At 30.8% G+C, this 15,579-nt stretch carries 13 protein-coding genes; 1 reads left to right on the forward strand and 12 read right to left on the reverse strand.

The genetic code is table 11. The features are described from left to right. Nucleotides 1–26: 26 nt before the first annotated feature. From CCE28_RS01550 to CCE28_RS21985, 11 genes are all read right to left on the reverse strand, one after another. The gene (locus tag CCE28_RS01550) at nt 27–2,717 is read right to left on the reverse strand and encodes a DEAD/DEAH box helicase (RefSeq protein WP_095130268.1); all 2,691 of its coding nucleotides are present in this window, start codon (nt 2,715–2,717) and stop codon (nt 27–29) included. A 345-nt stretch (nt 2,718–3,062) separates the two neighbouring features. After that, nucleotides 3,063–3,278 carry a hypothetical protein gene (locus CCE28_RS22955; RefSeq protein WP_408606985.1) on the reverse strand — a complete coding sequence of 72 codons (216 nt, stop codon included), beginning with the start codon at nt 3,276–3,278 and terminating at the stop codon, nt 3,063–3,065. Nucleotides 3,279–3,703: 425 nt separating this feature from the next. After that, complete coding sequence (locus tag CCE28_RS01555; RefSeq protein ID WP_095130269.1) at nt 3,704–4,996, reverse strand: methionine gamma-lyase family protein; 1,293 nt, start codon at nt 4,994–4,996, stop codon at nt 3,704–3,706. A gap of 4 nt (nt 4,997–5,000) precedes the next feature. Continuing rightward, entirely contained in the window at nt 5,001–5,537 is a 537-nt protein-coding gene (locus CCE28_RS01560) for a GTPase (protein WP_095130271.1), read from the reverse strand. Beyond that, nucleotides 5,530–6,453, reverse strand: coding sequence for an AAA family ATPase (locus CCE28_RS01565; protein ID WP_242972866.1), 924 nt, complete (start codon nt 6,451–6,453; stop codon nt 5,530–5,532). The genes CCE28_RS01560 and CCE28_RS01565 overlap by 8 nt, the downstream gene beginning before the upstream one ends. Nucleotides 6,454–6,617: 164 nt before the next feature. Next, a complete protein-coding gene (gene hfq / locus CCE28_RS01570) occupies nt 6,618–6,860 on the reverse strand; it encodes an RNA chaperone Hfq (protein ID WP_095130275.1) in 243 nt (80 codons plus the stop codon). A gap of 44 nt (nt 6,861–6,904) precedes the next feature. After that, nucleotides 6,905–7,846: a tRNA (adenosine(37)-N6)-dimethylallyltransferase MiaA gene (gene miaA / locus CCE28_RS01575; protein ID WP_095130277.1), complete on the reverse strand. Its 942-nt coding sequence runs from the start codon at nt 7,844–7,846 to the stop codon at nt 6,905–6,907. Between the two features lie 12 nt (nt 7,847–7,858). Beyond that, the gene (gene mutL / locus CCE28_RS01580; RefSeq protein ID WP_095130279.1) at nt 7,859–9,919 is read right to left on the reverse strand and encodes a DNA mismatch repair endonuclease MutL; all 2,061 of its coding nucleotides are present in this window, start codon (nt 9,917–9,919) and stop codon (nt 7,859–7,861) included. Nucleotides 9,920–9,982: 63 nt separating this feature from the next. Further along, nucleotides 9,983–12,649 (reverse strand): DNA mismatch repair protein MutS, encoded by a 2,667-nt coding sequence (mutS, locus tag CCE28_RS01585; RefSeq protein ID WP_095130281.1) that lies wholly within the window; start codon nt 12,647–12,649, stop codon nt 9,983–9,985. Between the two features lie 90 nt (nt 12,650–12,739). Beyond that, nucleotides 12,740–14,167 (reverse strand): tRNA (N6-isopentenyl adenosine(37)-C2)-methylthiotransferase MiaB, encoded by a 1,428-nt coding sequence (gene miaB / locus CCE28_RS01590; protein WP_095130283.1) that lies wholly within the window; start codon nt 14,165–14,167, stop codon nt 12,740–12,742. A 438-nt stretch (nt 14,168–14,605) separates the two neighbouring features. Continuing rightward, nucleotides 14,606–14,779 carry a hypothetical protein gene (locus tag CCE28_RS21985; RefSeq protein ID WP_176461593.1) on the reverse strand — a complete coding sequence of 58 codons (174 nt, stop codon included), beginning with the start codon at nt 14,777–14,779 and terminating at the stop codon, nt 14,606–14,608. A gap of 138 nt (nt 14,780–14,917) precedes the next feature. Between CCE28_RS21985 and CCE28_RS01595 the strand changes: the two genes are divergently transcribed. Continuing rightward, complete coding sequence (locus CCE28_RS01595; protein WP_207652835.1) at nt 14,918–15,136, forward strand: hypothetical protein; 219 nt, start codon at nt 14,918–14,920, stop codon at nt 15,134–15,136. Between the two features lie 209 nt (nt 15,137–15,345). Here the strand turns inward: CCE28_RS01595 and CCE28_RS01600 are convergent, their stop codons facing one another. Beyond that, nucleotides 15,346–15,510, reverse strand: coding sequence for a DUF4359 domain-containing protein (locus CCE28_RS01600; protein WP_095130287.1), 165 nt, complete (start codon nt 15,508–15,510; stop codon nt 15,346–15,348). Between the last annotated feature and the right edge of the window lie 69 nt (nt 15,511–15,579).

Raw genomic sequence — 15,579 nt, forward strand, 5'->3', positions numbered from 1 at the left:
TATTGTTATTTTTTTATATCTACATTTTATATTTCCAGTTTAAACAAATCCATAAGCTGATTATTATCCATTTCAGTAATCCAATTCTCTTGCTTATCTGATACGATTTCTTTTGATAATTTAGTTTTATCTTCAATCATTAAATCAATTTTTTCCTCAATAGTACCTTTCACAATAAATTTATGTACTATAACATTTTTCATTTGCCCTATTCTAAATGCTCTGTCAGTTGCTTGATTCTCCACAGATGGATTCCACCACCTATCAAAGTGAATAACATGATTAGCTGATGTAAGATTTAAACCTACACCTCCTGCCTTAATAGAAAGTATCATAAATGGTACATATTCTTCTCCTTGAAACTTAGCTACAATATCTTTTCTTTTCTTTGCTGCTGTTGACCCATGGAATACAAGTCCTTTATGCTTGAAAACAGTTTCAAGAAAACTACTAAGTTGTTCTGTAATTTCTTTAAACTGTGTAAATACAATAACTCTTTCTCTCTTTTCATAGATATTCTCACAAATTTCACGAAGTCTTTCAAATTTTCCACTATCTTTTTCAGCATAGTTGTTTTGACCAAGATATTGATCTGGATGGTTGCATATTTGCTTGAATTTCATTATAGATGAAAGGACAATTCCCTTACGTTCAATACCATTATCAGTAGATTCAATCTTCAATTTAAGATCTTCTACTAATTTAGTATAAAGAACTATTTGCTTTTTTGTAAGAGTTGGATAAGTTTTCATTTCAATTTTTTCAGGTAAATCCGAAATAATAGTTTTGTCTGTTTTTAACCTTCTTAAAATAAATGGACTTACAACCTGTTTCAACTTACTATAATTATCTTGATTTTGTTTGAGTTTCTTTGTAAAGTCAGTAAATTCCCTAGAACTTCCAAGAAGACCTTTATTCAAAAAATCAAACAATGACCATAAATCAGAAAGCCTATTCTCTATAGGCGTACCTGTCATCGCAATCCTATAATTTGCTTTTAATTGTTTTACAACTCTCGTTTGCTTAGTTCTTGGATTCTTAATTGCTTGAGCCTCATCTAAAATAACTGAGTCCCATGTTCTATTTTTAATCCATTCATATTTTGAAAGCATACCATATGTGGTTATAAAAAGCTCGTAATCTTGCTCATATATACTTCCATCATGATATGGATTTTTATTTTCAGTAGGATGTAATATATAATACTTAAGTGTTGGAGCAAACTTTTCAATTTCACTCATCCAATTCCCTATAAGGGATGTAGGAATTATAAGCAATGTTTTTTCCTTTTTAATATTTTTATAATAATTTAACAGTGCAATTACTTGAACTGTTTTTCCAAGTCCCATATCATCTGCAAGACAGGCTCCTAATCCAAGATTTTTCATAAAGTAAAGCCAACTTAAACCTCGTTCTTGATAAGAACGTAATTTAGCATGAAAATCATTACCACATGCAATAGACTCAATACTATCTATATTAGTCAATCTAGTAATCATTGAATTGATCCATTCGCCATTTGACACTTCAAGTTCACATACCTCTTCAGGTATTTTAAGTATCTTTCCAGCATTTAATTTGAAACGCATTGCTTCAATCATACTCATATTATTTCCACTCACAAGACTCTGAGCTTGCTCATATGCTTTAAGGGTTTTTTCTAATTTTTTTCGATCTACTTCTACCCATTTTCCTTTAATAAAAGCTAATCCCTCTGCTTCAGAGATGAGTTTTTTCAATTCAGCAGCATCTATTTTTGATTCCCCAAGGGATAATTCGACTTTAAAATCCACAAGTGCATCTAAAGTAACTCTTGATGGTATTTCATTTCCAATAGTTACAGCCATTTTTAATGCATTTGATTTATTTTTCCACCAATTTGGTATACGACAAGAAATTCCTGATTCCTCGTACAAGGGTATTTCCTTAAGAAAAGTATACGCCTCTTTTGAATTTAAACCTACTTGATGAAATATCTGACCTGATTTAACAAGTTTTGAAATAAAAGCACTTTTTTCGCAAGCTTTATTTACGGTTGCGAGCAATTCTACTAGTTTTTTTTCATTTTTTTCATATTCTATAAGTGCATTTTTTAAAGGAAGATGTTTTGTTGCCCCATTTTTTGATGCTTCTGCCAAATATGTACCCATAAAAGCAAAGGGATAATCGTCTCCTTTCTTCTCTACTAAATGAAAGAAAATACGCCCATGAAGATGTACATCATAGTTAAATGTCTTTAAAAATTCTTCAACACTCCCATTATAATTTTGCTTCATTTTAGAGAATACCTTATTAAGATCTTTCCATACCTTTCTAATCCATTCACTATTTAAATATTCATCACCAATTAAATAGGGAGATTTATTTAATAAATCCTTAATCTCTTCCTCTTTTATAGTAACTATAATTTTCTGACCAGATAATTCAATATCTTGTTTCTTTGATAGTTTCTTTACAAATGTTACTGCAATACTTCTCAGATAACTAAGAGACTCAGAAATTGATGTTATTTTTTCTGATAATCCAAGAGAAAACAATGCTTCACTTCTATCTTTTCTAAAGTGTTTATATAATTTTTCTTGAATCATAATTTGTTCTTCATTAATCTGTCCTTTTATTTCCTGCCAATCGATTTCATAAAAACCCTCTGGTTTTAAAATAACAATTAATTGTTTATTTTTCATTTCTACTGATTTAACTCTATCATGTGTTGTCATTGATTTCATCCTTCCAACAATTTTCAAATAACATCTTTCTTGAGAATTATTTGTACATCTTCTATATTAACAAATCCCGACCAAACTAAATTTTCATTATAAGCGTTTTCATATCACCATATAATTCTTCTAGATATATGCCACAGCTATGATTTTCTCTATACTCTCTTATAACTTACATTATAGTCTAAATACCACTTGTTTTTAACTATATTTATAAAATATTAGCCTCTACCATTCCTATAAAAACTATACTTCTACTAATTTAATTGACAAATCTATATGTGGAATGTACCCAGAAATTCATTTCCTAATGTCTTCATATAAAAAGAATAATAACTTCTACTACTTGTGTGATATTAAAATTTTATTATACACTTTATTTTTCGAATCTTTTCCAAAATAATCTAAAGCTTCTTTTTCAAATCTGGCTCTATCAGTGGCTGTGAATTTACTATTAAGTATTATGCAGGGAGATTTATCTACTATTTGATTATAGACTTCTTCTTGTTGAGACTGAGTATTACATATTATTATTTGTTTTTCTTTTCGCTCATTTATTCATTAAAATCTAGTTTTTCCACATATCTAAGCTTACTATATCTATTAGAAACAGCCTCATAAACCATTATCATTTTTGCAAGTGTAATTTATAACTTTATTAAGCAATGACAACTTAATATGAAAAGATATTAATATGTAAGAGTTTTTCGGTAAATGAATAAAAACTCGCAAAATCTTTTTTGATTCTGCAAGTTAAGTTAACGGCTTTATCTAATAGTTAACAACTTTATTTAACAACTTCATCACAAAGAGTTATTAAAATCTTTATTAAGAAGTTGCTCACTTTCATATTTTATCACTTCATAAATATGCTGTAATAAAAAAACTCTTATGAAGGATTGCCTTCATAAGAATCTTGAAAATTGCAAGTCTAGTTTGCAACTTTATTAAACAGTTTACAACTTTATTAAACAACTACAACTCTATAATTCTATGCAACCTTGTTCCTTCATAGTGCTCAAGGCCTTAATAGCTCCGAATTTACTGTGTTCGTATGTAAGTCCACCTTGGAAGTATACTATATAGGGTTCCTTAATAGGTGCATCGGCACTTAATTCTATAGAGGATCCTTGAACAAAGGCTCCTGCTGCCATGATGACTGGTGACTCGTATCCTGGCATTTCCCATGGTTCTGGCTTTACAAATGAATCTACTGGTGCTGCCCCTTGTACACCTTCACAAAAGGCCACTACAGCTTTTTCACTGCCAAGTTTTATGGCCTGTATTATATCACTTCTATTTTCATCCCATGTGGGTGATACTTCATATCCTAGTTTGTCATATAGCTTCGAACAAAATATGGCTCCCTTTATGGCTTCACTTACTACATGGGGTGCCATAAATAATCCTTGGAACATGCTTCTTGTCATACCAAAGGTAAGACCACATTCCTTTCCTATTCCAGGGGATGTCATTCTATAGGAGATAGTTTCTATTAAATCTTCTCTACCTACTATGTATCCTCCTGTTAAAGCCAATCCACCACCAGGGTTTTTAATTAATGATCCTGCCATCACATCTACACCCACATCTGTAGGCTCTTTTGTATCTAAAAATTCTCCGTAGCAATTATCTACCATACAAACCACATCTGGTTTAATTTCCTTTGCAGCTTTTACAACTTCTTCTATATCACTTATAGTAAGGGCTTTTCTCCAATCGTATCCTGTAGATCTTTGGATATATACCATTTTAGTTTTTTCACTTATTAATGACTTTAATTTTTCTATATCTACGTTTCCGTCCTTTTTAAAGTCCACTTGTTCATATGTAATTCCAAATTCCTTTAACGATCCACCGTACTCTCCCCTGATTCCTATTACTTCCTCTAGAGTATCATAAGGCTTTCCTGTAGCAGATATTATTTCATCTCCTGGTCTTAGTATGCCTGTTAAACATAGGGTAAGGGCATGTGTACCATTAACAATAGTAGGTCTAACTATGGCATCTTCACAATTAAATAATTTTGCAAAAACCTTTTCTATAGTTTCCCTTCCCATATCATTGTATCCATATCCCGTATTCCACTGGAAATGTGTATCGCTTACTCTACACTCTTGGAATACTTTTAATACTTTATATTGATTAAATTCCCTTATTTTATCAATCTCTTTTAATCTATCTTTAATCTCATTTTCCACTTCATTACTAAGATCAAGTACCTTCTCTGATATGTTCATGTGTTCCATTAAATAGTCTTTAGTACTTTGTAACATTTAATCACCATCCAAAATAGTTTTTCCTATGTATTTTATCACAAGAAATCATATGTCGCAAACAGGTTTTCACATTGTTAAAGCCAATTCTTTTCTTTGCTGAAATATTAAATATATTTATTTTAGGATAAGTCCTTATCATATTTTTCATCAAATTATTATCATGTATCTTATCTGTTTTATTTAATAAAACTAAATATTTATCTTTAGTCATACCATAGTCTAATATATATTTATCTATACCATCAAAAGAAAAATCTGTAGCATCAATAATATGAATTATTATTTCAGCCTCTATTAAAGCATATAATGTCTTTGTCCTTTCCCTTCTTCTTCTCTCCGATTTATCTATTCCTGAATCAATACTCACACTATCTATTAAATATATTTCTTCATTTTTAATATTTATCTTATAGTTGGTTAGATTCTTTTGTGTAAGTGTTTCATTTTTTTTATTTTTAGGATGCAGGAATTTAGAAAAATTTTTACAGAAAATAGTTTTGCCACTATTATCCTTTCCTATAACTATACACCTAACCATTAATCTCCCCCTTATTAATATCCTCTTTTCTTATATATATAAGATCTTCTACACCATACTTATTAGTCTTTTTTAGTCTCACTGCTTGATTTCGTATAGATGCTTCTATTATATTTCTTACCATTCTAGCATTGCCTATATACCTATCTCTTTTATAGTTTTTCTCAATTACATCCTTCATTTTCTTCTTAGCTCCAAGGGATAGTTTATATTCTCTATCTTTAAGCATTAGTTCTCCTATACTTATCAATTCATCTAAATTATAGTCCTCAAATTCTATTTGTATAGGAAATCTAGACTTAAGGCCCGGATTACTTCTTAAAAATGCATCCATCTCCTCTTTGTATCCTGCTAATATAAGTATAAAATCTTCCCTATTATCTTCCATACCTTTAACTAGCGCATCTATAGCTTCCTTTCCAAAGTCCTTTTTTCCACCCCTACATAGGGAATAGGCCTCATCAATGAACAGTATACCCCCTTGGGCCTTTTTAACATGGTTCCTCATTTTTATAGCCGTATGACCTATATATTCTCCAACTAAGTCAGCCCTTTCTGCCTCTACCAAATGACCCTGGGATAAAACGTTCATCTCATAAAATACTTCTCCTAGAATCCTAGCCACAGTAGTCTTTCCCGTACCAGGATTTCCTTTAAATATCATGTGCATAACTACCGGCTCACTTTTTAAAAGTTTTTCCTTCCTTATTTTTTGTACTAGGGTTACAGCTATTATTTCTTCTACCACCTTTTTAACTCTTTTAAGACCTATTAATTTATTTAACTTTTCTAATGCCTTTTTTTCCACCGATTCTCTCTTTTCTTTTTTCTCTTCCTCTATAAGTTTAATGAAAAAATCCTCCGTTGAAATTTGTCCCTGTCTATATTTATTTATAATGATTTCTTTTCTTATCAAATACATCACCTCAGGAATAAAGTAGAACTTATTAAAATTTTATTTATGAAAATAAAAAAATATTCTCTTCTTATTAACATATGAGTCACTAATAAAAAAAAGAGATAGATTGTAAAATCTATCTCCTAGCCATTTTTATTTTTTTATTTTGTTTTTATGTTCTTTTATTTGTTCTCTTCTCTTCTATCTTGCATAAAAGCTACTTTTCTAGCTGGTATTATAGTAGATACAGCATGCTTATAAATCATATTTTGCTTTCCGTCTCCCTCTAATACTATTGTGTAGCTATCAAAACCCTTTACTAAACCCTTTAATTGAAATCCGTTCATTAAGAATATAGTAATAGGTACATGTTCTTTTCTTACGTGATTTAAAAATATATCTTGTAAATTTATAGCGTTTTTCATTAGTTTTAACCTCCCAGAATTTTATATGGCTAATAACTTATATTCTATATTAAATCTAACTTTCCTTCTATATATTTAATAATATCTTCCATTAAATCTTCTTTACCATCATATTTGTTTATATCAAACCACTGCATTTCATCGTATCGTTTAAACCAAGTAATTTGCCTTTTAGCATATCTTCTAGTGTCTCTTTTTAGTATATCTACAGCCTTTTCTAATGTATATTCGCCCTTTAAGTACTTTATTATCTCCTTATATCCTAACCCTTTCATAGATATATTATCCACATCAAGGTCAAGTTTCATAAGTTTTTTAACTTCCTCTAAAAGTCCCATTTCCATTAGTATGTCTACCCTTTGATTTATTCTATCATAAAGTTCTTCTCTATCTCTTATAAGACCTATGAGACAATAATCATACTCCTCATTTGGAACTAGGTTAGATTTAAACTCTTTTATTTTGTCTCCACTTTCATAATATACTTCAAGTGCTCTGATTACTCTTTTTAAGTTATTTGCATGTATTCTCTTTGCTGCTTCCTCATCTACTTCTTTTAATTTATTGTGTACATATTCATTACCAAATTCCTGTGCCTCTGCTTCTAGTTTTTCTCTTAGCTCTTTGTTTTGACTAGTAGATGAAAAGTCTATATTGTATATGATTGAATTAACATAAAGACCTGTTCCTCCCACAATCATAGGAATCTTTCCTCTAGATATTATTTCATCTATATATTTCTTAGCAGCCTTTTGAAAATCAGATACAGAGTAATCTACCCTAGGATCTACCTCATCCATTAAAAAATGAGGAATTCCCTGTCTTTCTTCCATGGTAGGCTTTGCACTACCAATATCCATGCCCTTGTATATCTGCATAGAGTCTGCTGATATTATTTCACAATTTAATTCTTTTGCTATTTCTATAGAAGTTTCAGTTTTTCCAACAGCTGTTGGTCCTACTATAATTATTAAAGGCTTTTTCATAAGTAAGCTCCTTTATTTTCTCTTAAATTTTCTCTCTATTTCATATTTTGTCATGGATATGATTACGGGACGTCCGTGGGGACACGTATATGGATTGTCTGCCTTAGATAATTCATCCATCAATCTATCTATTTCCATATCCATTAATTTATCATTTGCTTTTATGGCATTTTTACACGCCATGGAAATTACCTTTTCTATCTTTGCATCATAGGAACTAGATATATACTTAAAGGATTCTGCCACCTCTTTGAAAAAACTCTCCGCTTCTGGTTTTCCAAAGATAACAGGTACAGATGTTATTCTAAATGTATTTTGACCAAAGTCTTCTATTTCATATCCTAAGTTTTCAAATACATGGATGAATTCTTTTATGGTTTCATACTCATATATGCTAAACTCTATTAAAATAGGAACTAATAACTTTTGAGTTAATGGTTTTTGACTTTTATATTTTTTTAAGAACCATTCATACAATATTCTCTCATGGGCCGCATGCTGGTCTACTAAATACATTTTATCCTTTGCCTGTCCTATTAAATAAGAGTTAAATAATTGACCTATTATTCTTATATCTAATATAAACTCATCTTCATCCTTCTCTATGAAAGTCTCCTGTATCTCATCCTTGTGAGTATCCACAAAAATTGTAGGTAAAATGTCTTTTTCTATATTTTCTTCTGTCTCTTCTTTTATATTCTCTTCTATATTTTTTTCTATTACTTTTTTTACTTCTGGTTCCTTTTCTATAACTTGAACTTCATCTACTACATTATCCTCTTTTTCAATTTGGGGTTCGTATTTTACTTTTTCTTCTTTAACTATCATTTCAGGTTTTATTATGTCTTTTTCCGTAACCTTCACTTTATCTATTTTATTTTCCCATGGGATTGGTGTTGTATTCACATGTTCAATATTTTTTATGGGACTCACTATATGCGCTTTAGGTTCTTCCTTTTCAACTACTGTATTAATTATATTTTTAGGCTTTTCTATTTCACTTTTAATTATAGGTGTATTAATTATATTTATTTTGGCCTCTTTTCTTATCTTTTCCTCTTCCCTTATATTAGGAATTAGACTTTTACTAAAAAGACCTTTTTTAAGGACATAACTAATACCCTTTTTAACATTCTCATCGTCCTTAAACCTTATTTCAGTTTTAGCTGGATGGATGTTTATATCTATTAAGTTAGGATTCATCTCCACATAAACGAAACATATGGCGTGTCTGTTTATGGTTATAAGAGTTTTATATGCATCAGATACAGCATCTGATACGGTCTTAGATTTTATATATCTTTGGTTTACAAAAAATGTTTGTAATTTTTTATTTCCCCTAGTAACACTAGGCTTACATAAAAAACCTTTTACAGTAATATTATCTATTTTCTCTTCCACATTTATTAGATTTTTAGCTATATCTTTTCCGTATATACTAGCTATATTATTAACTATGTCTCCATTACCATTAGTCACAAATACTACCTTATTATTATTAATAAGCCTAAAGGATATATTAGGATAAGCTAGTGCCAATTTACTAACTATATCTATAATATAAGAAGTCTCTGATCCATTTGATTTCATAAATTCAAAACGAGCAGGTACATTATAAAATAGATTTTTTACCAATATGGTAGTTCCCCCAGGTGCTCCCACTTCATCGTTAGATATGAGTTTTCCGCCGTGAACTACTACCTTTCTTCCCACATTATGATCCTTGCTTTTAGTTATTAATTCTAATTGGGATACAGCAGCTATACTGGCTAGGGCTTCTCCCCTAAAACCAAGGGACAATATACTGCTTAAATCTTCTACTTTTCTTATCTTACTAGTTGCATGTCTTTCAAAGGCAACTTCCACATCATCAGGATGTATGCCTGTACCATTATCACTTATTCTTATATAGGATTTTCCTGCATTCTTAATCTCCACAGTGATTTTATCACTCTTTGCATCTATGGAGTTTTCCACCAATTCCTTTATAACAGAAGCAGGCCTGTCCACCACTTCACCTGCCGCTATTTTATTTGCTATTATCTCATCTAATCTATTAATTCTTTTTTCCATATTCTCACCCTTATTTGGATTTAATAATTCTATTTATATATAACCCACTTTTAGCTCTACAAACTACTTAGATATTAATTTTTTCAGTTTATAAAGTTCGTTCATTGCGTCCATAGGTGTCATCTCTAATATGTTAATCTTTCTTAATTCTTCAACTATCTTAGAATCTTCACTCGGTACAAAGAAATCTAATTGTTGTTCACACACGGCAATTTCCTTTTCCACCTCTTGAATTTTCTCTTCTTTATATTCAACCTTATCCTCTTTTACTTCATCATAATCTATAGTAGGTTTTACATGGTCACTTTCAAGTTTTTCAAGTATTCCTTTAGCCCTATCTATAACATCATTTTTTACTCCAGCTAATTTAGCTACTTCTATTCCATAACTTTGATCTGCACTACCCTTTATTATTTTGTGTAAGAATACTACATTTCCATCGTTTTCTTTCACATCTATACAGTAGTTTTTAACTCCATCTAATGTATCTTCTAGGTCAGTTAATTCATGGTAGTGAGTGGCGAATAAGGTCTTGGCACCTATGTTTTTAATATTACTAATGTGTTCTACTACCGCCCAAGCAATACTAAGTCCATCATAAGTACTAGTTCCTCTTCCTATTTCATCTAAAATAATCAAGCTATCCTTAGTGGCATTATTAAGGATATTGGCAAGTTCGCTCATTTCAACCATGAAGGTACTTTGACCCTGGGCTAAGTCATCAGATGCTCCTACCCTAGTAAATATCCTATCCACTATACCTATATTTGCTCTATCTGCTGGTACGAAACAACCGATCTGACTCATTAATGTAATTAAGGCAACTTGTCTCATATAAGTGGACTTACCTGCCATGTTTGGTCCTGTTATGATGGAAAATCTATTTTCATCCTTATTTAGTAATGTATCATTTCCCACAAATATTTCATCTGTCATCATTCTTTCTACTACAGGATGACGACCATTTTCAATATGAATTTTGCCTTCAAAGTTTATCTCAGGCTTTACATAGTTATATTCATTACTTATATGTGCAAATGAAAGGAGCGCATCTAATTGAGCTATCTCACTGGCAGTCTTTTGAATTTGTAAACTATGTTCCTTTATCTTTTCTCTTAAACTTAAGAATATATCATATTCAAGTTCTACAATTTTATCCTGAGCACCTAATACTTTAGCTTCCACTTCCTTTAATTCAGGAGTTATATACCTTTCAGCATTGGCTAAGGTTTGTTTTCTTATATAATCTTCTGGAACTAGGCTAAGGTTTGATTTAGTCACCTCTATATAATATCCAAATACTTTGTTAAAGCCTATTTTCAAGGATTTAATGCCAGTCTTTTCCTTTTCCATATTTTCTAAATTGGATATCCACTCTTTCCCACCACGACTAATGTATCTTAGTTCGTCTAATTCTTCGTTATATCCATCCTTAATTATGCCACCTTCCTTTATAGTAACAGGTGGATTTTCCACAATGGCATTTTCTATGATTTCTGTCACTTCTTGAGAAGTATCTATTCTTTCTCTTATTTCCTTTATTTTGGAAGACTCCATATTACTTATAGTATTTTTTATATTAGGAAGCTGTTCTAGGGATGTCTTTAAAGCCGTCATATCCCTTCCATTGGCATTTCCATAAGAAATCCTTACGGCTAAACGCTCTAAATCATATACGCTTTTTAAATAATCCTTTAACTCTTCCATTACTAAAAAGTTGTTTTTAAGTTCTTCTACTCCATCTAATCTTCCTTGTATCTCATCAGCATTTTTAAGGGGTTCTTCTACCCATTTCTTTATTTGTCTAGCTCCCATGGCCGTATTAGTTTTGTCTAATACCCAAAGTAGGGAACCCTTTTTACTTTTTTCCCTCATGGTCTCTGCCAGCTCTAGGTTACGTCTTGTGAACTTATCTAGTACCATGTAGTTATCTAAATAATAAAATCTTATATTTTGAATAAATGATATGCTACTCTTTTGAGTAGTTTCTATATATTCAAGTAGTGATCCTACTGCACATATACTATAGTTTTTGTCACTAAGACCAATTCCATCTAGACTTAGTATATTTAATTGTTTTAGTATTTTATTTTGACCATACTCTAAATCATAGGCCCAACCATCGAATAAACTTATATAAGGACTAATTATCTTCCCAATCTCAAGTTCTATATTAATTCCATTATGAGTATTTTTATTTATAATAATTTCTCTAGGTTTAGTCTTAACTATTTCATCTATTAATGCACCTAATGGATTGTCATCTATTATTTGAGTACTATTTAATCTTCCCGTACTTATATCTGAATAAGCTATACCAATTCCACCCTCATCCACATATATGGACATGATATAGTTGTTTTCATTATCCTTAAGTAGCTCTGCATCCATAACTGTTCCTGGAGTTACTACCTTTACCACATCTCTTTTTACTAACCCTTTAGCCTTAGACGCATCTTCTACCTGTTCTGCGATGGCTACTTTGTATCCCTTTTCTATAAGTTTTGCTATATAGTTTTGTGCAGAATGAAAAGGTACTCCACACATGGCTGCCTTTTCTTCTAATCCACAGCTCTTTCCCGTTAGTGTAATTTCAAGTTCTCTTGATGCAGTTTTAGCATCTTCAAAGAACATTTCATAAAAGTCTCCTAATCTGAAAAATAAAATACAATCTTTATATTTATTCTTTATATCCAGATATTGCCTCATCATTGGAGTTAATTTTCCCATTCACCTATTCCTCCTACAGTAAATTAAAACCCAACTACTTCCTCCTAAGAATGTTATAAAAACCAGGGATATCCCTGGTTTTTAATTGTCCTATAAAGCTTCACCTTCTAAACTGAAAGTTTTTGCCTTAGTAATTTTTACGTCAACCACTTGACCGATTAATTCTTTATCTCCACTAAAGTTAACTAGTTTACTTGTTTCTGTTCTTCCCATTAACTTTGTTTTATCTGTCTTACTTAATCCTTCTACTAAAACTTTTAAAGTTTTTCCCTCTAGCTTTTTATTATTGTCATTGATTATAGGATTTAATACATTTAGCAATCTATTAAATCTCTCATGCTTTACATCTTCTGGTACTTGATCTTCATATTTAGCAGCAGGGGTACCTTCTCTAATAGAATATAAGAAAGTAAATGAAGAATCATATCCAACTTCCTCTACTAAACTCAACGTATCATTAAAGTCTTCTTCCGTTTCTCCTGGGAATCCGACTATTATATCTGTACTTATGGCCACACCAGGTATTTCTCTTTTCAGATCATGTACTATTTTTAAATAATCTTCCCTAGTATAGTGTCTATTCATTTTCTTTAATACTCTACTGCTTCCTGATTGAACTGGTAGATGCATATGATTACATACCTTATCACAATCTCTCATGGCCTCAATTAAATCATAGGATAGATCCTTTGGATGGGAAGTCATAAATCTAATTCTCTCTATTCCCTCTACTTCATTTAACATTCTAAGTAGCTGTGCAAAATCTACCTTTTCTTCTAATGTCTTTCCATAGGAATTTACATTTTGACCTAAAAGTGTGATTTCTTTAGTTCCTTCTTGACCAAGTTCTCTTACTTCATTTACTATATCCTCAGGCTTTCTACTTCTTTCTCTTCCTCTAGTGTAAGGAACTATACAATAGGTACAGAAATTGTTACAACCATACATTATGTTTACAAATCCCTTTAAAGAGAACCTTCTTGCAGCCTTTAATCCTTCTACTACTTCTCCTTCACTTTCCCATACATCTACAACCATAGTTTGCTTTTGTCTGCATGCAACTAATAATTGTGGAAACTTATGAAGATTGTGAGTACCAAATATAATGTCCACATGTCTATATTTTTTCTTTATCTCATTTACCACATGTGGTTGTTGCATCATACAACCACAGACAGCAATAATCATATCCTTCTTCTTTGCCTTTTTAGGCTTTAATTGTCCTAGGTTACCGTATACCTTTAGTTCTGCATTTTCTCTTACACAACAAGTATTATATATAATTAAATCTGCATCATCTATATTATCAGCCTGTTCATACGACATGTTATCAAGCATTGCCATTAATTTTTCCGAGTCATGCTCATTCATTTGACAACCATATGTAACAATTAGCGCCTTTTTTTTCTTATGAGTTTTTTCATAGTCCTCTTCGTTTTCCGCTTTCATTATTTCAATGTATTCATTTTGAAGTGCAATGTCTTCTAATGATACTTTTGCTTCTTTTCTTTCGCTCAAAGTTATTTCCTCCTAAATTATATGTTATATCTATTTTTTACAAGGGATTCCTTTAGTGAACATCCTACTTGTTTTCTTTTGCCCTTTAAATTGTCGCTCCCTTATAACAATTAATACTTTTCTAATCTAATTCGATATATATACTATCATATTATAACAGTTTGATGTGACTATATTCAACACTATACTAGGTTTTCGTAGACATAATTACTTCTTTGGATTTAATTTGGGTGAAAATTTAGTTATAAATCTAGTATAACCTTTTTCGTATCTTTATAAATTAGGACTATGAAATCTTTTTAGAACCAATTTGCTAATTCACAGTGTAATTCCTTTAGTTCCACTGTATTCAAGGAGATAACTAACCTTTCTTTTAATTCTCACAAATTGTATTTAGGAAATTGTTAAGATCTCCAAGTACTTTTATTTCTTTATCTTCTAAATCAATCTTGTATACGAAAAAATCATATAGCCATTACTTTGTGTACTTTCATTAATAATTTTTTCACCTAACTGAGCTACTAATCCAGATTCTAAAATATTATCTGTTTGCCGTTGCATATCTTCTTTTACCAATGTTACAATATAGAAGATGTTTCCTAGATTCTTCATAAATCAATTTCAATTTGAGAATTAATTTAATTTGACGTGGAATTTAGGTTGTACATAATTCATAGAATTTTTATAGGAGGAATAAGAATGAATAAAATTACAGTTTTCGGTAGCAAACTTTGACCAGATTGTGACCCAGTGAAAGAGTTTCTTTCAGAAAATAATATTGAATTTTTATATATCGATATTACAGATAGTATGTTAAATCTAAAAAGATTTTTGAAATATCGAGACATCAGACCTGAGTTTGATGAAATCAAAAAATCAGGTGGCATCGGCCTTCCTTGTGTAATGGTCAATAAGGGCGAACATTTTATTTTTGACCAAGCTGAAATAGAAAAGTTTATCAATATTTAGTTGAAAAAATGGAGACTAACTTAGTGTATTCTATACATATGATTTATGTATATTAAAAGGGGAACATTTAACTTTGTCGTACAAGTCTCCTTCACGTGGAAGTATTGTTACCTATCTAAAAGATGATGAGGTTCATGTAGACATTTTTTCTAATTAGAAAAATGTAATAGATGTAGTGAAAAGTGCAATGAGAAAAATAAGCTAGGGATTTAATTATCTCTAGCTTTTACTTTTTCTGTCCTGCCTATAGTTATAAAGTTGTTAAGAGCTCCAAGCACTTTTATTTTTTCATATCCTAAATCAGTCGTGTATACCGAAAAAACCATATAGTTATCACTTTGTGTGCTTTCATTGATTATTTTTTCACCTAGCAAAGCTACTAATCCAGATTCTAAAATATTATCTGCTTGTTGTGTAAATATTGCCCCTAGTTAATGCCGTCT

This window comes from Anaeromicrobium sediminis (assembly GCF_002270055.1).
Lineage (GTDB): Bacteria > Bacillota > Clostridia > Peptostreptococcales > Thermotaleaceae > Anaeromicrobium > Anaeromicrobium sediminis.

What these genes read in the sequence shown, in the direction of transcription:
- CCE28_RS01550 (WP_095130268.1), bottom strand. Translation starts at nt 2,717, where the DNA reads ATGACAACACATGATAGAGTTAAATCAGTAGAAATGAAAAATAAACAA.
- CCE28_RS01555 (WP_095130269.1), bottom strand. Translation starts at nt 4,996, where the DNA reads ATGTTACAAAGTACTAAAGACTATTTAATGGAACACATGAACATATCA.
- CCE28_RS01560 (WP_095130271.1), bottom strand. Translation starts at nt 5,537, where the DNA reads ATGGTTAGGTGTATAGTTATAGGAAAGGATAATAGTGGCAAAACTATT.
- hfq (WP_095130275.1), bottom strand. Translation starts at nt 6,860, where the DNA reads ATGAAAAACGCTATAAATTTACAAGATATATTTTTAAATCACGTAAGA.
- miaA (WP_095130277.1), bottom strand. Translation starts at nt 7,846, where the DNA reads ATGAAAAAGCCTTTAATAATTATAGTAGGACCAACAGCTGTTGGAAAA.
- mutL (WP_095130279.1), bottom strand. Translation starts at nt 9,919, where the DNA reads ATGGAAAAAAGAATTAATAGATTAGATGAGATAATAGCAAATAAAATA.
- mutS (WP_095130281.1), bottom strand. Translation starts at nt 12,649, where the DNA reads ATGGGAAAATTAACTCCAATGATGAGGCAATATCTGGATATAAAGAAT.
- CCE28_RS21985 (WP_176461593.1), bottom strand. Translation starts at nt 14,779, where the DNA reads ATGAAGAATCTAGGAAACATCTTCTATATTGTAACATTGGTAAAAGAA.